This window comes from Paenibacillus tyrphae, assembly GCF_000722545.1.
GTDB classification, from domain to species: Bacteria; Bacillota; Bacilli; order Paenibacillales; family NBRC-103111; genus Paenibacillus_G; species Paenibacillus_G tyrfis.
The window spans coordinates 100280-122317 of the sequence record NZ_JNVM01000021.1 but is presented as its reverse complement, the minus strand read 5'-3'; the positions used below and the strand labels follow the sequence as shown (position 1 = coordinate 122317).

The following is a 22038-nucleotide window of genomic DNA, read 5'->3' as shown; positions in this document are numbered from 1 at the left end:
TTTAAGTTGGAGGAATTTACCATATGGGTTCCTGGAACAAGCAGCTCCTAGGAATATCCACGAATATTAGAAGTTAATGAGAATTCGATGAGCGGATTATTCTTGACATTAGACTTCTGGATTGTCCCATGCAGGTCCAAAAAAAGGGGGCGAACAATCACCTGCTCAAATACTTGCTTGTAAGTGAATGCTTTGCGTTTAAAAGCTGTTTCGGGGTGCCTTCGAATATGACTTTACCGCCATTGCTGCCGCCTTCGGGACCCATATCTATGATCCAATCGGCGTTTCTAATGACATCTAGGTTATGTTCGATCACAATGACAGTATTTCCGGCATCTACAAGACGATTCATGATAGCCAGCAGATGGGCGATATCCGACATGTGCAGTCCGGTCGTCGGCTCGTCCATGACGTAAATACTTCCCTTTTTATGCAGTTCGCTGGCCAGCTTGATGCGTTGGCACTCACCGCCTGACAGTGTGCTGAGCGGCTGGCCGAGTGTCAGATAATCCAGTCCCACGTCACTCATGGCCTGCAGCCTGCGCACAACTTCTTTGATATCAAAGAAAGAGAAAGCTTGTTCAACGGTCATCTCCAGAACATCGGCGATCGATTTATCGCCCAGCTTGTAGGCCAGTACCTCTTCTTTGAAACGTTTGCCGCCGCATATTTCGCAGGTTGTTTTAACGTTGTCCAAAAATGCCACGTCGGTATAAACAACACCAAGGCCTTGGCAGTTTTCACAGGCACCCTTGGAATTAAAGCTGAACAAACCGGCGTTCACTTTGTTGGCTGATGCAAAGGCCTTGCGCACGTCGTCCATGATGCCCGTGTAGGTGGCCGGATTCGAACGGGTGGAGACACCGACAGCCGTCTGGTCGATCACTATCGCATCGGGATGCTGCTGCAAAAACACCTCGTTGATCAATGTGCTTTTGCCGGAGCCGGCAACGCCTGTCACTACGGTTAATACACCCGTTGGAAGATCGACACTCACATTGTTCAAGTTGTGCAGACTGGCGTCCACGACAGATAGTTTGCCCGTGGCAGAACGAAAATGGTCCTTAAGCGGCATCGACTGTTTCATATGATTGCCCGTCAGAGTATCTGCCTGCAGCAGACCGGGGAAGCTGCCTTCGTAAACAATGGTACCGCCGCGGCTGCCGGCAAAAGGTCCGACATCGACTATATGATCGGCTACTTGAATCACATCGGGGTCGTGTTCGACGACAATGACCGTATTGCCTTTATCGCGCAGTTTTTGCAGTAAGTCATTGAGCCGGTGCACATCGCGGGGATGCAAACCAACGCTCGGCTCATCAAAAATGTATACCACATCCACGAGACTGCCGCTCAGGTGTTTGACCATTTTGACACGCTGTGATTCTCCGCCGGATAAAGTGTCGGTTTCGCGGTCGAGACTGAGATATTCCAGGCCAATATCAACCAGATGCTGCAATCTTTCCGTTAATGCTTTAATCATTGGTGCCGCTATCGGATCTTTTATTTCCTTGATGACCTCGATCAGCCGACCTACCTCCATGGAAGATAGTTCGGCAATATGGTTGCCGTTAATTTTACAGCTGAGAGCCGCTTGGCTCAGACGAGCGCCGCGGCAAAGGTGGCATGGGCCATCGGTTATAAACGGCTCCACCATTTTCTGGGTGCGTTCCGACTTCGTTTTGACATCTCGCTTGATGTACTTGCCGCTGAACTTCTCAATAATTCCCTCTAAGGTGAATTTTACAGGTTTCCCTCCAACTTGCATTTCAACCTTATGCGGTTTGCCGTACAGAAGCTGTTCCATTTCTGCCTCGGTATAATCGGCAAGCTTTTTGTCGTTATCAAACAAACCCGACTGGGTTAAAATATTCCAATCCCAACCATCAACACCACACTCCGGAAGCAAGAGGGCACCTTCATTGAGTGATTTGGATAGATCCAATGCTCTCTCCAAGTCAACTCCAAGCTTGCGGCCGACGCCGTTGCATTCCGGGCACATGCCTTGTTGGTCGTTGAAGGAAAAGGCATTGGCTTTACCGGCGTAAGGCTGACCTACACGTGAGTACAACAGCCGCAGTATCGGTGCAATATCGGTAATCGTGCCTACGGTCGAATGAGCGCCGCCACCCAATCGTTTCTGGTCGACGATGACCGCCATGCTAAGATTTTCGATCGCGTCTGCATCCGGTTGCGGAAAACGCGGCAGAAAGGTGCGGACGAACATGCTGAAGTTTTCGTTAAGCAGACGCTGGGATTCGGCGGCGATGGTATCAAAAACGATCGACGATTTGCCGGAACCGGATACGCCGGTAAAAATGGTGATTTTGCGCTTGGGAATGCGCAAAGATACATCTTTAAGGTTATTTTCCCGGGCACCGCGGATTTCTATATATTCTTGGGACATAATACCTTCCTTTACTCGTATTTTTGATCCTTATGCGATGAAGTAACGCGAATGATTGCTTTATTGAATAGATGATTTAAATTCGTGCTATGGATAATAATAGAGTAAGGAGCTGGGGATCCCAGCCCTTCTCATGAAATGCGATCATTGTTCCAATACCTTTTCAAGCTCGCCGCACCATTTACTCCAGCCATACTTAGCTCCATTGAGTGCTGGATCATTGGAGATTCCGGTTTGTTTGAGATGAAGGTTAACCTTTCCGTCCCCTAAATCCTGCAGCGTCCAGGTGACCGTGTGCTTCTCTCCTCCGCTGGCCCAAGTATAGGACAACCGGTTTGGTGCGTCCACGATAAGCACTTCGCCGTCAACAATTCCATCCCACCATTCGGTCGGCTGAGTGCGGAACTGAAAATGGTGTCCTACGACGGGCTTAAAATTATTTTCCATTGCCTGACCGGTGTGGATGTTGACCACCCACTTGGCAAGCTTGCTTGAATCGGTTAAGGCAGACCAAAGCTTCTCGATCGATGTCGTGTACTGAAAATCCAAGGTTAATGTTAAACTCATTCCTCTTCCTCCTCTAATAGTTGGTTCAAGCGCAACATGTTCGTACTCCAGAACTTGCTGTAGAAAGCCACCCAGTCTTGAATTTCTTGGAGTGGAGAGGCGTTTAGCCTAAATCGCGTTTCTCTGCCGACTTTTCGATCAAGGACAAGTCCGACCTCTTTAAGAATTGTCAAATGCTTGGATACCGCTGTACGGCCCATTTGAAACTGTGCGGTTAATTCATGAAGCGGTATCTCCTCCGCCTCTGCCAACAGACGAATCAGTCGGCGCCTAGTTGGATCTGCAATCGCGTCATACACATCCCGCAACTGGTTGTTCTCGCTCACAATACCTTCTCCTAAATATTTTGTTGATTCAAGTGAAACTTATTCAGGCTCCAAACTATCCAAATGACTGACTTCTAATAGGACACCATTTAGTGTCTCTTTAACTATAGGTCACCATTTGGTGTCATGTCAACAACGTTTTTTAAATCCACATGAAAAACAAAAGAATCAAGCCCTTGTCGCTTGTGAAATGACAAGAACTTGATCCTATAAATTTCAAGTAGGCCAACGTGTCGAGGGTCGACTATAATGCGGTCTCCTGGCAAGTCCGCCCGTCTTTCCATATGACTTGTTCCCCGTAATTTTTCCCCCAATTGTACATCATTTTCAAGACAGGCATGAGACTTTCGCCGTGTTCCGTCAAAGAATACTCTACCCGGGGCGGGACTACGGGATACACTTTACGGAAGATCAACTGATCCTCTTCCAATTCGCGCAGCTGGTTGGTTAACATTTTTTGAGTAATGTGGGGGATCAGCTTTTTCAGCTCGCTAAACCGTTTCGTTCCTTCCAAACCGAGATGCCACAAAATGATTAATTTCCATTTACCTCCGATCACGGCCAGCGTCAATTCCTTCTCGCAGTTAATCGTCATCAAATCGATGCGATCTTTTACTTCGTTCGCCATCATCCATCCCCTCCTCCCGGTAGTATACCATAAGCATCTACAATAGGTAAAAGGATATACATTCGATTTGGAAACTTAAGGAATTGACGAGTGTATACATGATTCGAATGCGTCAACTGCAGCTCCATAGCTTCCTCCGCCGTCCACTTCCCTTCCCCGGAAGAGTGCATGACCCCCTTGATCTCATCCAATCTTGCATCCTTCGAAAAAACGCGTTCCGTCAACTCCATCAGCCAAGAGCAGCGAGGACGTTCAGGTAAATTGCTTGCGATCGACTTACTCCAGGTTGGCATGTCTGCCGTACATCCGGTCGGAGTCCAGTCCCGTTTTATCCATCAGCCGGAGAATGACAGCGTCGTAAAATACCAATAATGTCTGTTCGAACATAGAAGCCATCGGCTGGATCGTCGCTTGATCCTTAGGCGATCCCGGCAGCTTTACCAGAGCATCCGCCAAACTTCCGATCGTCGACTCGGGAGTAATCGTGACCGCTACAACGGACGCCCCCAAACTTTTCGCTTTTTGGGCCATCGGGATCAAGCTTCTTGTTTCCCCCGAGCCCGTCCCGATGATCAGGACGTCGTCCTTGTCGATGCCGGGAGTTACCGTTTCCCCGACCACATAGGCGTTTATCCCGATATGCATCAGCCGCATGGCGAAAGCCCGCCCCATCAGACCCGATCTTCCTGCGCCAGCTACAAACACCTTGTTAGAGCGTGAAATGATATCTGCCAATGTTTCGGCTTCTGTATCAGCGATCTGTTCCACCGAACGATGGAGCTCTTTGACGATCTCAGCGGCATATTTTATCGTTTCCATGAGGTTAGGCCTGATTCACCAATCTTTTCATTTCAGCCGCCGTTGCCTTCTTGTCCTCCTGACTGGTAATGCCGCCGCCGACAATAACCAGGTCCGGTTTGGCCTTGATGACTTCCGGCAGCGTATTCAGCTTGATGCCGCCTGCGATCGCCGTTTTTGCATGCTTGACGACACGTTTGATGGCCGTAAGCTCCTCAAAGGAGTTTTTGCCTGCCGCCTGATGGTCGTAACCGGAGTGGACGCAGATGTAATCAACACCAAGCGCGTCGATTTCTTTGGCCCTGCCTTCAATGTCCTTCACGTTGATCATGTCGACCATAATTTTTTTGTTTTGTTTTCTGGCTTCCTCAACGGCGCCGCGAATTGTCGAATCGTCCGATGCACCCAGAACGGTAATAATATCCGCTCCCGCTTCGGATGCCTTCATGACCTCGTATCCGCCCGCGTCCATAATTTTCAGGTCAGCCAAAACGCGCAGTGACGGAAATGCCTCTTTGATTTCCTTTACCGCTCTCAACCCTTCGTTAATGACAACCGGCGTGCCGATTTCCACGATATCTATATGCTCCGCCACTTCCGCAACCACTTGTTTTGCTCCGGGAATGTCTACAAGATCCAGTGCCAATTGAAGTTCCATAGGATGATCTCTCCTTCAAAATGATTGTTGTTGTTCAACACAGCCCATTGTAGAGCCTTCATTTCATTTTAGGAAGTAGGCACTTTGCCGTGAGGTAGTTACTTGGAGGATACCAATGTTGCTATAAGAACTGATTTCACACTACAGAATCATTCCCGGGCCGTAGCGAATAACATACTTTATACTCTCCGAAGGGAATGATTAAATAAAATGTATTACGCTAGGTATAGGTTTCCATATCCATACTACGTTAACGCACCCATATACAACTATGTAAGACAGCCTGTGTACTGGGCAAGTCCACAAGAAATAGACCATTCCAACCGATTGGGTCATCAGCAATTATCAAGCATGCATGGCAAAATTGAGTTAAAAGATTATGGAAGAACACCATTTGTTGTAGATATTAACGAGGCTGCAAAGCGAAACAATACGTTTCGCACTGCCATATGGACAGGAGAGCACTTACAAGTCACTTTGATGAGTATCCATGTTGGGGAAGACATCGGTTTGGAAGTTCATCCTACCGTTGACCAGTTCTTGCGTATTGAACAGGGGCAAGGTGTAGTTCGCATGGGGGATACTAAAAATAACATCAACTTTGAAAAAAGGGTTTATGCTGGTTATGCAATCATGGTCCCTGCTGGTAAATGGCACAATATAATAAATACGGGCAATACCCCGCTTAAACTTTATAGTATCTATGCTCCGCCTCAGCATCCATTTGGTACGGTTCATCAAACGAAAGCAGACGCAATGGCCGCCGAATAAAATAGATTTACAGATATTCCCATAAAAAAGCAAATAGGCTGCTCTTCTATTAAAGTTTAATGAAACAGCGACAGACCAGGACTTTATTTTCTCGTCCACGGCTGTCGCTGTTTCAATTTCTGGGGTCGTGATTCGAAAAGCCGCGTGGACTAAACACGCCGATTCGGATCATGAACGTGTGCCGCCTTGCCTTGCTGCGCCGTATGGCTTACCCCATTTCCGACAATATCACCGAAATGACGATGCCTGCCGCAGCGATCCAGAACAGCTTCGATTTGAAGAATCTTTTTATCACGTTATCCTGTCGTTCGAATTCTTTACCAGGGTCCTGCTGCATCTGCAAATCCGTGGTGTACGCGGAGACGCCGTTAGTAAATCCGCGCCCCCCTCCGCCCACGAACACAAAACTCAAAATAAGCGTCAGCAATGAGGCGATAAACAAATAGTCCGAAACGGTTTGCATTGGAATTCCTCCTCGGCATTCCTGATTTGCGTACAGCTATTTCAAGCGACCCATTACTTCTGCTACGCGCCTTCGGAAGCCACAGGCTTCACCAGCTCCAGCACCCGACGTACCGCTTCCTCCACGGTAAGCTGCTCCGCCTCCGGGGCTCGGCGCTCCTTGTACTCGATCACCCGCTCGCCTGCTCGCTTGCCGACGACGAGGCGGACCGGGAGGCCGATCAGATCGGCGTCCTTGAACTTGACGCCCGGCCGCTCCTCGCGGTCGTCCAGCAGCACCTCCACACCCAGCACGTGCAACCGCTCGTACAGCTCCTCCGCCAGCTCCCGCTGGGCGTCGTCCGCCACGGCTACCGGAATGATATGCACGTGAAACGGCGCCAGGGACAGCGGCCAGACGATGCCCTGCTCGTCGTGGTGCTGCTCCAGCACCGCGGACAACAGGCGGGAGACGCCGATGCCGTAGCAGCCCATAATGATGTCCTGCTCCGTGCCGGAGACGCCTGTCACCCTCGCACCCAGCGCTGTGCTGTATTTCATGCCGAGCTTGAACACGTGCCCGACCTCGATTCCCCGGTGCAGCGTCAACGGCTCGCCGCAGCGGACGCAACGGTCGCCGAGCCGTACCTCGCGGAAATCTCCCGTGTGCGCCAGCGGGAAATCCCGGCCCGGCCGGACATGGCGGTAGTGGTAGTCCCGCTCGTTCGCGCCGGTGATGCCTTCGCTCAAGGCGGCGACCTCACGGTCGACCAACAGAGGCACGTTCAGCCCGACCGGTCCGGCAAAACCGACCGGCGCGCCGGTAACGGACTGCACCGTATCCGCATCGGCCAGCTCAAGCTGAATCGCACCCAAAACTCGCTGTACCTTTAATTCGTTCACTTCGTCGGCGCCCCGGACCACAACGGCCACCGGCTTCCCGTCCGCCAAATACAACAGCGTCTTCATCAGCCGCGAGGCCTCCGGCCCGAGCTGCTCCGTCAGCTGCGCAATCGTGCGGATGTCCGGCGTATGCCAGCGCTCCAGCGGCGGCGCAGCTTCCTCAACTACCGCAGCTCGCACGGCGGCCGCTTCCGCCTTCTCCAGATTGGCCGCGTAGCCGCAGCCGCCGCAGGCGACGACCGTGTCCTCCCCGATCTCCGCCAGCGCCATGAATTCGTGCGTCTCGCCCTCGCCGCCGATCGCGCCCGCATCCGCTTCCACCGCCCGGTAATTCAGCCCGCAGCGGGTGAAAATCCGGTGATACGCCTCGTACATCGCCCGGTAGGTCACATCCAGCCCTTCCCAGTCCGTATCGAACGAATACGCGTCCTTCATCAGAAATTCCCGCCCGCGCAGCAGACCGTACCTCGGACGCCGCTCGTCGCGGAACTTCGTCTGAATCTGGTATACCGTCAGCGGCAGCTTGCGGTATGAGCTGATCTCGTCCCGCACGAGCGCCGTAACGACCTCCTCGTGCGTCGGTCCAAGCGCGAATTCCCGGTCATGCCGGTCGCGCAGCCGGACGAGCTCCGGTCCGTATACGTCGTACCGGCCGGACTCCCGCCACAGCTCGGCAGGCTGCATGGCCGGCAGCAGCACCTCCTGTGCGCCGATCCGGTCCATCTCCTCCCGGACGATCGCCTCAGCCTTGCGAAGCGCACGGCGGCCGAGCGGCAAATACGTGTACACCCCCGCCGCAAGCGGCCGGATCAAGCCGGCCCGCAGCATCAGCCGGTGGCTGGCCGCCTCGGCATCCGACGGGACTTCCCGCAGAGTAGGCATGAGCAGATTTTGTTGTCGCATGGAAATCCCTCCAAGTTCGGATATAAAAAAATAAACACGTCTTCGTCAGGGACGAAAACGTGTCGTGGTACCACCCTTGGTTCAACCGCATGTGCCTCGGATTGCAGGCGCGCACGGTCCTTCATTCGGATAACGGGGGAGGCCCGGCAGCGGATACGTCCAGCTTAGTTCCCCGCTGCAGCTACAAGGTGGGGTGAAGCATACGGCGGTTGGGGGTCTTTCAGCCTCGGACGCCCTCTCTGGCGCAACCGGTCGCACGTTCCATGTCCTTGATCGTTGCTTTTCGCTTCATACATTCGCGCAATCGCAATGTTGTGTATTCCAATTTACATCAATTCCACCAAAGATGCAAGTGCTTCCAACCGGCTCTTTCCGCACCAGGCACAATTTTTCTCCATAACCCGCCACCCCGGCGCAGCGTAGAAAGTAACCCGGCCCGCACTTGCATCCTTCCAAGGACTCGCACCGTAATACTGGGGTATAAAGGAGCTGATCCATTCATGACGATACATGATAACGCTCATCCGCTGCCTGCCCCCGATACGAAAGAGGAACTCCGGCATGCGCTTCTAGACATCGAATCGTGGGAGGCGGGCCAGAAAGATTTGTGGTTCTGGGAGAAGCTCGGCCGGCTGCCCTTCCAGCTGCTTGACCGACTCACGCCGAAGGCGCTGCAGAACAAGCTGGCGCAGGCCATCGACGAGGTCGGAAGCTTCGTGCAAACGGGCGGCCGATATCTGATCTCCGAGCAAAGCGTGCTCGACGAGTTGAACCGGCAGCTCGCGGGCCGGCAGAGCAAGCCGGACGCCCCGGCGTTTGCCGATGCGCTCACCTTAGGCGAGGTCGCCTCGCTGCCACTCACCGTCATGGACGGCGCCGCCGACGAATTCGCCCGCAGCCGCACCCTCTTCGCGACGGCCCAAGGGGCGACGACCGGCTTCGGCGGCCTGTTCACGCTCGCCATCGACATTCCGGCCATCCTCGGCTTGTCGCTCAAGGTGCTGCAGGAGATGGCGATGGTGTACGGCTACGATCCGAACGACAAGCGCGAGCGCGTCTTCGTGATCAAGTGCTTGCAGTTTGCCTCCTCCGATATCGTCGGGAAGAAGGCCGTGCTGGAGGAGCTGGCCGATTTCGACAACGAGCACCGGCAGCGGGACGCGATCTCCCAGCTTCAAGGCTGGCGCGAGGTCGTGACGATCTACCGCGACAATTTCGGCTGGAAGAAGCTGTTCCAGCTTGTCCCGGTCGCCGGGATGATCTTCGGCGCGGTGCTGAACCGCAGCACGCTGCAGGACGTCGCCGAAGCGGGCAAAATGCTGTACCGCAAGCGCCGGGTGCTGGAGCGGCTGCACAGCAGCTAGAAGCGCAGCGCTTCGCCCGGCCCGAGCGAATGTAGCCCGGCGAAGCCCTCCGCGGCCAGCGCTGCGCACAGCGCGTCCGTCGCACTGCGTCCCGTATGCACCGGGACCGACTGACGGCTGCCGAAAGCCCGCAGCATCCGCCGGACATCGGTCAGGCCTTGGTGCACCTTGTAGCGAATCCCTTCGACCGAGCAGCCGCCCCCGGCCTCCGGCCCGTCCAGCAGACGCTGTCCGAAGCTGCCGGGGGCCAGATGGCCGGTTAAGATGACGCAGCCGTTCCCCGCGGCGGCCAGCCTGCGGTAGTACCACTGCGCACGCTCCGACTGCATCATCCCGTCGGCGGTGAAGTAAAGCGCGCTCCGCCCCGCGGCTAGCGCCTGCTCCCGCTGCGCGTCCGTCGCCACTGCGACGACGCGCGGGTCTTCCAGGCAGCGCCGAATCCGCTCGGCCGCGCCCGGATTCAGCCATTCGGGCCGGTCGAGCATCGGGCCGAACGCCTGAAGCAGCTCCCGCTCCGCGACGAGCGGAACGCCCGGGAACCGCTCCCGCGCCCAGACGAGCATGTCCTGCCCGCGCCCGAAAGCGGGAACGGGCAGCAGCACGGAGCCACCCTGCGCCAGCGCCTGCCCGATCCGGGCGGCAAGCCGCTCCAGCAGGACCGGCTGCGCCTCGGCGTCCATCCCGTAGGCGGCGTCGATCACCGCCAGATCGGCAGGCCGGCCCGCCGTCCCCGGCGGCAGTGCTTCCGGCCCATCCGCCGCAAGCAGCACGGACTCTGAAGAGTAATCGCCGGAGAAGAAAACCCGCTTGCCCTCCAGCTCCAGCATCAGCCAGACGGAGCCGACCAAGTGCCCGCTCCGGCCCCAGCAGACTTTAACGTGAGGAGCCGCGTCGATCCACTCCCCCGTAGCTCCGGCCTCTTCCAAATACGCGAACCGGATCGCCTCCACATGCTCGTCGCTATACGGCAGCTCAGCCGACTGTCCTCTGACATATTTTTTCCAGGAAGCAAAATACGTGTCCAGCTGCTGCGCCGTCGCCCGGGTTGTCCAAACGACGCCGCGATAGCCGTGCTTGTACAGCAGCGGCAGCGCCATCGAATGATCCTCGTGCGCATGGGACAAAAAAACGGCATTCAGCCGCGGAATGACGTTCGGATCGACGAGCGGGTATTGTCCCGCGCCCGTCTTTTTGACGCCGCAATCCAGCAATACGCCGATGCGGTCATTGTGTAGGAGGTAGCAGGAGCGGCCGTGTTCGCCCGCCCCGCCCCAAATATCGAGCTGCATGAGGTCTCAATCCACTTTCTGTTTTGAACTTAACCGGTCAATCCCGAGCAGCATCAGCGTCGTCAGGCCGACCGAGACGACCGCCATAGCCATGCCAAGCGACACTTTCCCCTGCTCGAACTGCGCGAAAATATACGTGGCCGACGTTTCCATCGAAGGCGGCAAAATCATCAGCGACGCCACCAGCTCGCGGACCGAGATGGTGAACGTCATCATCCAGCCCGCCAGCATGCCCGGGACGATAAGCGGCAGTAAAATGCGGCGGAAGACGTAAGCCAGCCGACCGCCGAACACTTGCCCCGCTTGAAATAGCGCCTCGTCAAGCTGGGAGAAATTTGCTTTGACGTACTGCACTGTGTACGGCAGAAAAAAGACGACATACGTCAGAACGACCATTCCGTACGTGTTGTACAGCGGCACGGGCATCCATGGCGCGTTCCACAGCAGAATCAGGCCGACGACCAGCACGATGCCCGGCACCGTGTTCGGCAGCAGGCTGAACAGGTCGGTCATCCGCTGCGGCCATGTCCTGGACTGCTTGATCGTCAGCGCGAACCACGTGCCCAGAAGCACCGAGATCGTCGCCGCTGCCAGCGACAAGCCGAGGCTGTTCAGCAGCGCGGTCATGCTTTTGGAGCCCCAGGTCAGCAGCTCCACGTAATGATTGAGCGTCAGATTGCTCCAAGCGAGCCCGACGCCCCGCAGCTTCATCAGCGAAGCGGAAATAATCGAAAAGTAAGGAACGCCCACGGACAGCAGCAACAGAACGATCACATAACCCCAAGCCAATAGCCGCGTCAGTCCGCTTAGCGGATAGATTTTGCTCCGCGTTCCTTTGCCGCCGACCAAACGGTACGTATACCGCCGGGTAACGACCGTCTGCGCGTACCACAGCAGCAGGCACGTGCTCAGCAGCACGGAAGCGAGCGCCGTCGCCTTGCCGAAATCGATCGGCCAACTGGAAATGTACTTATGAATTTCCGATGTCAGCACGTAAAAGCCGATTTTGCGGCCGAAGGTGGCCGGGGTGCCGAATTCGGCAATCGTCTTGACGAAAATGAGCAGCGCCCCCATCGCGTAGCTGGACAGCAGCAGCGGCAGCACGATCCTCCGGAAGCTGTAGAAGAACCGGCCTCCGTGTACGGCGGCGGCGTCTTCCTTGCTCCCGCCGATCTGCAATAACGCGTTGCGCAGAATCAAATAAAGAAAAGGGAACAAGTGCAAACTCATGATCGCCACCATGCCGAAGACGCTGAAAAATTTCGGCGTCCACGCCTCCGCCATAGGAAGAAGCTGCTCCATATAGCCGTTTTTTTGCATGAACAAAATCCAGCCCATCGAACCGATGTACGGCGGCGTCATGAACGGGATCAGCAGCACGATGTCCAGCCACGCGTGCCGGCCGAGGCTCGTCTTGGCCAAGATCCAGGCGAGCGGTAGCGCTAATGCCGTCGTTCCGAGCACGACGCACAGGCCGAGCCAGATTGAGTTCCAGAATACTTCCCCGAGCTTGTTCTCCAGAATGGTCCGCAGCGGCGCGGACAAATCCAGCGTCTGCTCCGGATAGACGCTTGTCAGAAAGATGAAAAAAAGCGGGACGACCACCAGGACCGCCAAAAGAAACAAGGCGAGGGTCATCCCTACCGTTCGGATAGAAATCCAGCTTCTTACTTGCATGCCTTCACCGTCTTATTTGAACATTTGGGTAAATTTCTTCGTCGCCGCGTCGCCGTTCGCGTCCATCCACGTCCAATCGATCTTCATCTGCGTAATTTGATCGACGCTCGCGCGGTCCTTCGCCTTCACGTCCTTGCGACCCGGCAGCAGGTAGGTGTCCGCCACCATCTTCTGCGCTTCGTCGGACAGCAGATAATCGATGAACGCTTTGGCGTTATCCTGGTTTTTGCTCGACTTCAGAATCGCCGCCGGACGGGGGCTGATGACCGTGCCGCTGGCCGGATACACCATGTCCACCGGCTCGCCCTTCGCCTTCGCTTGGTACGTCATGTAGTCGACGCCCGCCGCTACGATGCTTTTCGCCCCGGTGATGACCGGATCAAGCGCCTCCTGGTTCGCGCCCGCCAGTGCGACGCCGTTTTTCTTATATTGCTCGAACAGCTCCCAGCCGCCGTCGCCTTTAGTGCTCAGATAGCCGGTGATAAAATCCAGTGCGGAGCCGGATAGCGCCGGATCGGGGATGTTCACCTTGCCCTTCCACTCGTCTTTGGCGAGATCGCTCCACTCCTTCGGCGGCGTCTTCACCTGCTTGGTGTTGTACACAATGCCGAGCGCGGAGGCGCTGTAGCCGAAGAAATGACCGTCCTTGTCGGACCAATCGGGAATCAGCTTGTCGGCGTTAGCCGCGTTTTTGTACTCCAGAGTGAGCCCGCTCTTTTTGAGCCCTTGGGCCGACGGCAGGGAAGCCAGCACGACGACATCGACGACCGGGTTCGCCTTCTCGGCTTCCATCCTGGCCAAAATTTTGCCCGTCGTCCCCTGGAACATTTCCACTTTCACGCCGGTCTTCGCTTCGTATCCTTTCTGAATGCTCTCGGCCAGCTCCTTCGGACCGGCGCTGTAAACGACCAGCTTGCCCCCGAGCTTCTTGTCCTCTTTCTTGTCATCCGTCTTGGCGGCTGCCTGCTCCGTCTTCGGCGCAGACGCAGCGCCGCCCGTGTTCGCGGACTTGTCCGCTGTCGTCGCCCCGCACCCGGCGATACCGAATCCCATCACAGCCGTCAGCAGCAGCAAAGCCCCGTTTTTCAATCCCTTCCCCATGCTCATCCGTCGTTCCTCCTCGTACTATTCGCTAATATGGTGAATATGCTGCGGCGATACGTACACCGTCACGCGTTCTCCCGCCTGCAAGCGGGTGGAATGATAAGCCGTCCACTGGCCTATAACGCCCATGTCCAGCCCGATTTCGTAGCGGTCCCCGACATAGCTGACGCTGCGGATCATGCCTGGATAAGCCGCAGCCGCGCCTTCCTCCGGCTCCGACCAGCGGACATGCTCCGGACGAAGCAAGCTGCGGTCCGGCACCAGCCAGTTCGACTTGCCGATGAAACGGGCGACGAACGGATGGGCCGGCGTGCGATAAATGTCCTCGGGCGCGCCCTGCTGCAAAATGCGGCCCTCCTGCATGACGACGATCTCGTCGGACATCGACATGGCCTCCGTCTGATCGTGCGTCACGTACAGCGCCGTCAGCCCGATGTCCCGCACCAGGCTCATCAGCTCCAGCCGCATTTCGTCCCGCAGCACGGCGTCCAAGGCGCTAAGCGGCTCGTCGAACAGCACAAGCTGCGGCCTCAGCGCGACGGCCCGGGCGAACGCCACGCGCTGCTGCTGCCCGCCCGACAGCTGGTGCGGGTACCGCTTCTCCATCCCTTGCAGCCGCACCTGCACTACCGCTTCCTCCACCCGCCGCTTGAGCTCTTTCGTTTGTCCGGTGGCGCGCAGGCCGAAGGCGACATTTTCGAACACGGTCATATGCGGCCACAAGGCGAAGTCCTGAAAGACCATGCCAAAATGCCGCTTATGCGCCGGCAGATCGATCCGCTTCTCGGCCGAGAACAAGCAGTCGTCGCCGAGCAGGATCTCTCCCCGGTCCGGCCGCTCCAGTCCGGCGATCATCCGCAGCAGCGTCGTCTTCCCGCAGCCCGAAGGCCCGAGCAGCGTCGTAAACCGCCCTTTCCTGATGACCAGATCCGTCCGGCGTAAGGCCTGCATCGCTCCGAACGATTTTTCCAACCCCCGTATGACCACATCCATGCTGCAACCCATCCTATCTTGCAATCTAGCTCTAGTTTACATGGCGAAATGCAGAAGATTGTCAGCGGGACGTAAAGATTGTGTTAATTAATTCAATGCACACTATTCATTCGCATAGATTTTTTCTATACTGTGGGAAAATGCAGAGCCGAACAAGGGGAGTGGGTACATTGAATTTCAGTCTGCTGAAGCTGGAAATCGTGGAGCTGCTGGACAAGCACAAAAAAATTACCGCCGTCGCCGAGCAGCTTGGGCTCAAGCAGCCGACGGTGACGTTCCATATGAAGAGCATGGAGCAGGAGCTCGGCGTGCAGCTGTTCGAGACGCGCGCGGGCAAAACGATGCTGACCGAGGCCGGCCGGTCGCTCTACCATTACGCGGTCAAAATCAACGCGCTGGCGCAGGAGGCGGGGCGGGTGGTGAAAGAGTTCGACGAGTTGGGCCGCGGCACGCTGAAGATCGGCGCGAGCTACGTGCCGGGGACGTACCTGCTGCCGAAGGTGCTCAGCGGCTTCGCCAAGGCGTACCCGCGAATCACCTTGTCTTTGCAGGTCAAGACGGCTCCCGTCATCCAAGAGCTGCTGCGCAATCACGAGATCGATCTCGGCATCCTGTCCACCGAGCCGTTTCAATCGGCTCCACTGATCGCCGAGACCGTGTGCGAGGACGAGCTGGTCGTCGTCTTTGCGCCGCGTCACCGGCTGGCCGCCTACCCGCAATTGTATCCCGACCAGCTCGCCGAGGCGCCTTTTCTGCTCCACGGACCGGAGTCCAGCACGCGGCAAATGACCGACCGGTGGGCGCAGCGCAACCGCGTCCAGTTGAAAGCGCATATGGAGCTCGATTCGCTGGAAGCGATTAAGCAAGTCGTCATGCAGGGGGAGAGCGTGTCGTTCGTTTCGCGGCAGGCCGTGCAGCGGGAAGTGGAGCGCGGGGAGCTCGAATTTCGCCCGATTCCGCAAAATCCGTTCAAACGTTACGTGTACTGCGCGTACAATGCGGATCGGCGGCAGTCCGCCGTCATGGAGCGATTCATCGATTTTTTGCGGAAAGAAGCCCAATGAATCTAGTATTTATATCATTTTCCAAATTTTTCTTTACAAAAACAACATATCTGCTTAACATCAAGATAACAAATGATCATTACAGTCTAGCGTGTAAGCCTATTCCAAAACATGAAGGAGTTGTCGATGATGAACAAACGATCCAAATGGATTGGGGCGCTGTCCGCGGTCGTCCTGACCGCCGCTTTGACGGTATCGTCCGTCTTCCCTGCCGCGTCTGTCAAAGCCGCAAGCAACCTGGTGCCGGATTACGAGGTGAAGCTGCTCATGCCCGCGAACGTTGTGCTGGGCTCGGACGACAAGCTGAAGAGCGAGGTCCGCAGCGCGTTCGGCATGCCGGACAGCGTGACGAAGATGAACGTGCAATTTCTGGATACGGACGGCAAAGACATTTACAGCAACGGCTGGAGTCCGCGCATTCGGAAGAAGGAAGGCGACAGCAAGTTCGAGCTGAGCTACAAGAAGCGCTATCCGATCGTCAACGGCAATATCGATGCAGCGCTGACGAAGGCTAATCAGGAAGGCTTCGACGCGTCGGACACGAACTACGAGGCACAGGTGGAATGGGGCTACCAGAACAAGACGCTCAGCATCACACGCTCCAAAGACGTCAAAAAATCCGGCTACAGCGGCATGGATCTGCCCTCGGTCAAAGATTCCCGCCAGCTGCTGATCGATAACGCTCCAGGCAAATTCGACAAGTGGCTGTACGCCGGCTGGGGCTCCGAGCAGCTTCAAAAATCCCGCAACTACGGCCCGGTTCTGGCCAAGCGGTACACCGGCACCTATAGCGGCCTGAAAACGTACATCGAGGTGTGGCCGATCCGCAGCGCAACAGGCTCTGGCACGGAGAATGTGGTCGAAATTTCGTTCAAAACGGACGACCGGGACACCGCCTCGCAGAAGCACGACGAGCTGGTGACTTATCTGAAAAGCAAAGGCTGGTTCCTGGCCCAGGATTCGCTGAAAACGCAGCTGATTATGGACCGCTACTAAGCCTGCGCGGGCCGGGCGGATAAGAAAGTTTTTGCCGCATGGCACACCACCGTTTTCGCATACCATACCAAAAGGAGCTGCTCCCGTCCGCAACCGTTCACGGCTGTGAGGGAACAGCTCTTTTTTCGCAAGATGATGATGCGCATCGCCGTTCACGAACGCCAACCGGGCTACGCCCGCTCCTTCCGCTCGCCCAGCCATTCTACGAACAGCGCATAGTCCTCCTCGACCTGATGTGCGTAGGCGATCGCCCAATGCGCGATATAGTCGCAGAACGCGTCCGTGTCCGGCCCGATCGCGCGCTGAATCTCCTCCTCGCTGTGGTACGCCATCAGCCCGTGCTTCATGTCCGCATCCGCCCGCGCATGAAGCTTCGCCGTAATCCGGCCCATGCAGTCCAGCACGGACAGCAGGTCTTCCTTCTCCGTCAGCTTATCCGCCTTCAGCCGCTTCTTGTAGGGCGAGCGCTCCCTGACGTAAAAATGCCGCTCATCCATCGTCAAGAAGCCGAGAAACGGGTCCGCCTCGTGGTGCATCGCCTGCTGCGTCACGATAACCCGCTTGCCCTGGTGGCCGAAATAATTCCAGAACGCCTCGTTATACGGCATAAAATAAGCCGGGACCGGCGCGCGCACTTCCTTGACCTCGATCACGATATCGTCCAGCGCCTGCTCGCCGCCTTCGCCCTCGATGAGCACATAGAAGCGGTCCAGCCCGATGGAGGCCGTGCCCGAGCCGTGCTTCACCGCCACGTCCTTGATGGCGTAATAGCCGTCGGAACGCTTCGTCTTCCACTCCAACGATTGCAGATACTGCGGCCAGCTCTCCTCCAGCATGCGGCGCTCCTGCGTCGTCGGGGGAACGATCTCCTCCGATTTGGCAAACCGCCTTGTCGTCCTCGTCAGCGTCGTCACGCCTTCCAGAAACTGCGACGCGATCCGCTTTTCCGTCTTTTTCAGCAGCTTCCGGATCGGCCCTGCCGTACGTTCCTTATTGAAGACGAGCGTCCGCGGATCGTCCTTCCGCCGGGCAAAGCGCCGGATCTGGTTCACATACGCGTCCAGATAAGCGGTGATCGCTTCCTTTTGCCCGTCGGCACCAATGTCCTTCGTCCGGCACACGAGCGCTACGCTGACCGACATCCGCAGCAGATCGTACAGATAGGAGCCCAGATACCCCTCGTCAAAATCGTTCACATCGTACACGATCCGCCCCTCTTCGCTGCGGAACGCCCCGAAATTCTCGAAATGCAGATCCCCTTGAATCCACGTCGGCCGCTCCGGCGAGCTGTGGTACGGAAACCACTCCCGGCTGGCGTCAAAATAAAACAAGTACGCGCTCCCCCGGAAGAACGAAAACGGGCTTCCCGCCATCTTGGCGTATTTCTGCCCCCGTTTGGCCTCGGGCAGCGCCATAATCTGTCCGTCGAACTCGTCCAGCACGCGGCTCAGCAGCTCCTTGCGCAGCCTTTTCTGCGTGAGCCGGACACGTTCCGTTAGCAGCTCCGAATTCATACGCGGTTTCCCCCTTTTGCGGCGATAAGCAAACTATTTTTCTCATGGTAGCTTACGCGCCGACAGCGTGTCAATTCAAGTACGGACCGGCTCTCCCGGCTTCGGACGCCTTATCCGCAAGTTGCCGGGGACGTACTGGAAAATTAGGGATTGACGCCATCCTTGAAAACGGTTACTATTGGCGTATAAAAATATAAACGTTTATAATTTTAAAGCTTCGATGCAATCCGCAATTCCCCCTCGTTTCAACAACATCCTAGTTTAACCGGCAAAACTTTTCAGAAAATCATTAAGAAAAAATCAATTTTATGTTGCGTGGAACCGGACGAGCGGCTTTGCACCGGCCGGCAGGGGGCGTGCCTTAATTCGACAAAAATATAAACGTTTATACTTTAAGGAGGGATTGCCCATGCGGCAGGGGGCGCGCAGACGGGAGACCAAATATTTTTACCTGTTCATTTCCCCGTGGCTGATCGGAGCGGCGATATTCACACTGTACCCGATTCTGTATTCGCTCTACATCAGCTTCACGGAATACAACATCACCAGCCCGCCGAAGTGGATCGGCCTGCAGAACTACACCAAGATGGTTCAGGACGATCTGTTCTGGCGCGGGGTGAAAACGACGGTGCTGTTCACGATATTCAGCGTACCGCTGCAGCTTCTGCTGTCGCTGTTTCTGGCGCTGCTGGTCAATCAGAAAATCCCGTTCAAGCGGTTTTTCCGGACGGCGATTTATTTTCCCAGCATGATCTCAGGCGTGGCCATGTCGCTCGTCTGGCTATGGGTGTTCAACTCCAAGATCGGCATGTTCAACTGGGCGCTCGGGCTGCTCGGCATCGACGGCCCCAAGTGGCTCGAAGACAGCAACTGGGCACTGGCCTCCATGGTCATCATGACGATGTGGAGCGCCGGGGCCGGCATGGTCATCTTCCTCGCCGGTCTGCAGGGCGTGCCTCCGATTCTGTACGAGGCCGCCAAGATCGACGGCGTCACAAGGTGGCAGTCTCTCTGGCGCATCACGCTGCCGATGATTTCGCCTGTCGTGCTGTTCCAGCTCATCATGGGCATTATCGATTCGTTTCAGGTGTTTACGCAGGCGTTCGTCATGACCAAGGGCGGGCCGCACTACGCCACCCAGTTTTATGTGTACTACCTATGGCAGAACGGCTTCAAATTTTTCAAGATGGGCTACGCTTCGGCCATGGCCTGGCTGCTGCTCATCGTGATCATGCTCATGACGTTCCTCATCATGAGGGTATCGCGGAAGCTTGTTCATTATGAAGGAGGCGGCGGCGTATGAGTACGGCAACCGTAACGCAGAAGCGTTCGATTCGGCAAACGGGCGGCAGGCGCAAAACAACCCCGTTCGAGTGGCTCGTCTTTCTGCTGCTGATCGTCATCGCGGTCATCATGATTTTCCCGACGCTCAACATGTTCTCGACCGCGTTCAAATCGCAGGCGGAGGTGCTCAAATTCCCGCCCAGACTCATCCCGGAGCAGTTTGCCTGGGGCAATTTCAAGAACCTGTTCACCCAATACCAGTACGGCCTGTGGTACAAGAATAGCCTGTTGATCGCCTTCTTCAGCGTCATCGGGACCGTGCTTTCGTCGTCCCTTGTCGCGTTCGGGTTCGCGCGTTATAACGCCCGGGGGAAAAACGTACTGTTCCTGTTTCTGCTCAGCACGATGATGATTCCGTATCCGGCCCTGATGATTCCGCAGTTCATTTTGTTCAAAAATCTCGGGTGGATGGACTCGATTCTGCCGATTACCGTCCCCGCTTTTTTCGGCTCGGCCTATAACATCTTCCTCATCCGGCAGTTCTTCGCTTCGCTGTCGGGCGAGCTGTACGACGCGGCCAAAATCGACGGCTGCTCCGAGTGGCGCCAGTGGTGGAACATCGCGCTGCCGCTCTCCGGTCCCGTGCTGGCGACCGTGGCGATCTTCGCCTTCATGTACGGCTGGAACGATCTGCTCGGGCAGGTGCTATACCTGAACTCGTCCGAGCATTTCACCCTGACGATCGGCATGACCGCGATGTATTCGTCTGCCACCCGGCTGGTGCCGTGGAACCTTGTCATGCTGTCCGCCGTGCTGGCTCTCGTTCCGATCCTGGTTTTATTCTCCGTCGCACAAAAATATTTCGTAGAAAGCATCGTGCTGACTGGAGTGAAATGAATAACCCGTCTGCGGAGTCACCAAATGAAGGAGTGAGGAAAGATGAAAAGAAACAAGACGGCTTGTCTCGGCGCGATTCTGCTGACAGGCGCAGTACTGCTGCCGGCTTGCTCAAGCGACACGAAAGACGGCGGGTCCAAGGGGGACTCCACGGTCACGATCACGCAGTTCGTTCCCGACGTTCCGGATAAAACCTTTGTCGAGAAGCTCGTTCCGGAATTCGAAGCGAAGCACCCGAACATCAAGGTCAAGATCATGAAGACGCCTTACGAGGAGTTCGACTCGAAGCTGCAGGCGATGATCGCCGCCGGTACGGCTCCCGACGTCACCTCGCATTGGGGCGAGGGCGGCTTCATCGAATATTATGACAAGGGCTTGCTGCGCGACCTGACCGACCTGATGAAAGAGGACAACTTCAAAGCGTCCGATTACGGCATTCCCGACAACCTGATGGACATCTACAAAATCGACGGCAAAAACTACGGCATCCCGGTTTACAGCTATGTGACGATGCTCCTCTACAACAAGGACATGTTTGACAAAGCGGGTGTTCCGTACCCACCGTCGAACTACGAAGACAAGTCCTGGACGTTCGACAAAATGGTCGAAACCGCCAAAAAGCTGAGCAAGCCGAGCAACGATTTCGAAAAAGTGGAGTTCGGCTTGGACTGGGTCTGGGGCGAGAAGGATATGCGTCCGGTGTATTTCGGAGCGAAGGTGTACTCCGACGACACGTGGACGAACGGCGGCCATGCAACGTCCTTCCACTTCAATTCGCCAGAGGTCGTCAAAATCAACCAGCGCTTGTCCGACCTGATCCTGAAGGACAAGGTGATGCCGTCACCGGAATTCACCAAGGCCGTCGCCGGGCAGGGCGGCGATCCGTTCGCCACCGGGCGCGTAGGGATGTCCGTCGCCGGCGCCTGGATTCTCGCCTCGGTCAAAGAGTACAGCTTCAAGGTCGGCGTGGCCGCCGTCCCGTACAGCGGCAGCGACAAGAACCGCAACGTGCTGTACGTCGACCCGCTCCTTATCCTGAAGGATTCCAAGCATCCGAAGGAAGCGTACGAATGGATCAAATTCCAACTCGGCAAGGATATCCAGGAAAAGTCGATCGAGCTGAGCGGCGGCACGCCTCCGGCCAACCAGCAGGCGGCGGAAAAGTATTTCAGTCTCTACGCGCCAGCGATCGACGCCAAAGACATGAAGAACGTCGTCGAGGGCGGCCTGAAATACGGCGTCGAATCGTATAATCATCTGATCACCCACTACTCCGAGATTTTGAACATCGTCAAGAACGAGCTGGACCTCGTGGACAACGGGCAAAAAACCGTAGCCGAAGTCAGCCCGCAGCTGGAGAAAAAGGTGAACGACCTGCTGAAGGAGAAAAACGCCGGCAAAGCCAAAAAATAAGCGCGCAAGCCTTCTGACCCTGCCGCGCCACGACTCCCTGT

At 56.2% G+C, this 22038-nt stretch carries 20 protein-coding genes and 1 pseudogene; 7 read left to right on the top strand and 14 right to left on the bottom strand.

Annotated elements, in window-relative coordinates:
• Window positions 1-157: 157 nt before the first annotated feature.
• The 7 genes and pseudogenes from ET33_RS24560 to hxlA all read right to left on the bottom strand — a co-directional run bounded on the left by ET33_RS24560 (window position 158) and on the right by hxlA (window position 5384).
• On the bottom strand, window positions 158-2407 hold the full coding sequence (locus ET33_RS24560) for an ATP-binding cassette domain-containing protein (RefSeq protein WP_036688150.1): 2250 nt from the start codon (window positions 2405-2407) through the stop codon (window positions 158-160).
• Between the two features lie 144 nt (window positions 2408-2551).
• On the bottom strand, window positions 2552-2974 hold the full coding sequence (locus ET33_RS24555) for an SRPBCC family protein (protein ID WP_036688148.1): 423 nt from the start codon (window positions 2972-2974) through the stop codon (window positions 2552-2554).
• Window positions 2971-3300 (bottom strand): ArsR/SmtB family transcription factor, encoded by a 330-nt coding sequence (locus tag ET33_RS24550; RefSeq protein WP_036688145.1) that lies wholly within the window; start codon window positions 3298-3300, stop codon window positions 2971-2973. Before ET33_RS24550 ends, ET33_RS24555 begins: the two co-directional genes overlap by 4 nt.
• 244 nt (window positions 3301-3544) lie before the next feature.
• Window positions 3545-3928 (bottom strand): winged helix-turn-helix transcriptional regulator, encoded by a 384-nt coding sequence (locus tag ET33_RS24545; protein WP_036688143.1) that lies wholly within the window; start codon window positions 3926-3928, stop codon window positions 3545-3547.
• A gap of 116 nt (window positions 3929-4044) precedes the next feature.
• Window positions 4045-4167 (bottom strand): annotated as a pseudogene (locus ET33_RS37720) (phosphogluconate dehydrogenase (NAD(+)-dependent, decarboxylating)); the annotation flags it as partial.
• Window positions 4168-4204: 37 nt separating this feature from the next.
• Complete coding sequence (gene hxlB, locus ET33_RS24535; protein WP_036688138.1) at window positions 4205-4747, bottom strand: 6-phospho-3-hexuloisomerase; 543 nt, start codon at window positions 4745-4747, stop codon at window positions 4205-4207.
• 4 nt (window positions 4748-4751) lie between these two features.
• Entirely contained in the window at window positions 4752-5384 is a 633-nt protein-coding gene (gene hxlA / locus ET33_RS24530; RefSeq protein ID WP_036688135.1) for a 3-hexulose-6-phosphate synthase, read from the bottom strand.
• Window positions 5385-5594: 210 nt separating this feature from the next.
• Between hxlA and ET33_RS24525 the strand changes: the two genes are divergently transcribed.
• The gene (locus ET33_RS24525; protein WP_036688130.1) at window positions 5595-6155 is read left to right on the top strand and encodes a cupin domain-containing protein; all 561 of its coding nucleotides are present in this window, start codon (window positions 5595-5597) and stop codon (window positions 6153-6155) included.
• 208 nt (window positions 6156-6363) lie between these two features.
• Here the strand turns inward: ET33_RS24525 and ET33_RS24520 are convergent, their stop codons facing one another.
• Complete coding sequence (locus tag ET33_RS24520; RefSeq protein ID WP_036688125.1) at window positions 6364-6618, bottom strand: hypothetical protein; 255 nt, start codon at window positions 6616-6618, stop codon at window positions 6364-6366.
• Between the two features lie 62 nt (window positions 6619-6680).
• Window positions 6681-8402 carry a proline--tRNA ligase gene (locus ET33_RS24515; protein WP_036688122.1) on the bottom strand — a complete coding sequence of 574 codons (1722 nt, stop codon included), beginning with the start codon at window positions 8400-8402 and terminating at the stop codon, window positions 6681-6683.
• A gap of 500 nt (window positions 8403-8902) precedes the next feature.
• Here ET33_RS24515 and ET33_RS24510 point away from each other — a divergent pair, with 500 nt between their 5' ends.
• Window positions 8903-9766 (top strand): EcsC family protein, encoded by an 864-nt coding sequence (locus ET33_RS24510; protein ID WP_036688117.1) that lies wholly within the window; start codon window positions 8903-8905, stop codon window positions 9764-9766.
• Here the strand turns inward: ET33_RS24510 and ET33_RS24505 are convergent.
• Genes ET33_RS24505 through ET33_RS24490 form a run of 4 tightly spaced genes read right to left on the bottom strand, consistent with a single transcriptional unit; the run spans window position 9763 to window position 14829 of the window.
• Window positions 9763-11055, bottom strand: a complete 1293-nt coding sequence (locus tag ET33_RS24505; protein ID WP_036688113.1) for an MBL fold metallo-hydrolase — start codon at window positions 11053-11055, stop codon at window positions 9763-9765. The genes ET33_RS24510 and ET33_RS24505 overlap by 4 nt on opposite strands.
• A gap of 6 nt (window positions 11056-11061) precedes the next feature.
• Entirely contained in the window at window positions 11062-12732 is a 1671-nt protein-coding gene (locus ET33_RS24500) for an ABC transporter permease (RefSeq protein ID WP_036688109.1), read from the bottom strand.
• Between the two features lie 12 nt (window positions 12733-12744).
• Window positions 12745-13839: an ABC transporter substrate-binding protein gene (locus tag ET33_RS24495; RefSeq protein ID WP_036688104.1), complete on the bottom strand. Its 1095-nt coding sequence runs from the start codon at window positions 13837-13839 to the stop codon at window positions 12745-12747.
• Window positions 13840-13857: 18 nt separating this feature from the next.
• Window positions 13858-14829: an ABC transporter ATP-binding protein gene (locus ET33_RS24490; RefSeq protein WP_036688101.1), complete on the bottom strand. Its 972-nt coding sequence runs from the start codon at window positions 14827-14829 to the stop codon at window positions 13858-13860.
• A 170-nt stretch (window positions 14830-14999) separates the two neighbouring features.
• Between ET33_RS24490 and ET33_RS24485 the strand changes: the two genes are divergently transcribed.
• On the top strand, window positions 15000-15893 hold the full coding sequence (locus ET33_RS24485) for a LysR substrate-binding domain-containing protein (protein ID WP_036688099.1): 894 nt from the start codon (window positions 15000-15002) through the stop codon (window positions 15891-15893).
• Between the two features lie 126 nt (window positions 15894-16019).
• A complete protein-coding gene (locus ET33_RS24480) occupies window positions 16020-16889 on the top strand; it encodes a hypothetical protein (protein ID WP_235206805.1) in 870 nt (289 codons plus the stop codon).
• A gap of 170 nt (window positions 16890-17059) precedes the next feature.
• On the opposite strand, the gene ET33_RS24475 is transcribed toward ET33_RS24480, so the two are convergent.
• Window positions 17060-18403 (bottom strand): DUF2252 domain-containing protein, encoded by a 1344-nt coding sequence (locus ET33_RS24475; protein WP_036688091.1) that lies wholly within the window; start codon window positions 18401-18403, stop codon window positions 17060-17062.
• Window positions 18404-18812: 409 nt separating this feature from the next.
• Here ET33_RS24475 and ET33_RS24470 point away from each other — a divergent pair, with 409 nt between their 5' ends.
• The 3 genes from ET33_RS24470 to ET33_RS24460 are packed head-to-tail and all read left to right on the top strand — an operon-like array spanning window position 18813 to window position 21997.
• Complete coding sequence (locus tag ET33_RS24470; RefSeq protein ID WP_036688086.1) at window positions 18813-19706, top strand: carbohydrate ABC transporter permease; 894 nt, start codon at window positions 18813-18815, stop codon at window positions 19704-19706.
• A complete protein-coding gene (locus tag ET33_RS24465; protein WP_036688083.1) occupies window positions 19703-20584 on the top strand; it encodes a carbohydrate ABC transporter permease in 882 nt (293 codons plus the stop codon). Before ET33_RS24470 ends, ET33_RS24465 begins: the two co-directional genes overlap by 4 nt.
• 42 nt (window positions 20585-20626) lie before the next feature.
• The gene (locus tag ET33_RS24460) at window positions 20627-21997 is read left to right on the top strand and encodes an ABC transporter substrate-binding protein (protein ID WP_036688079.1); all 1371 of its coding nucleotides are present in this window, start codon (window positions 20627-20629) and stop codon (window positions 21995-21997) included.
• Window positions 21998-22038: the final 41 nt, after the last annotated feature.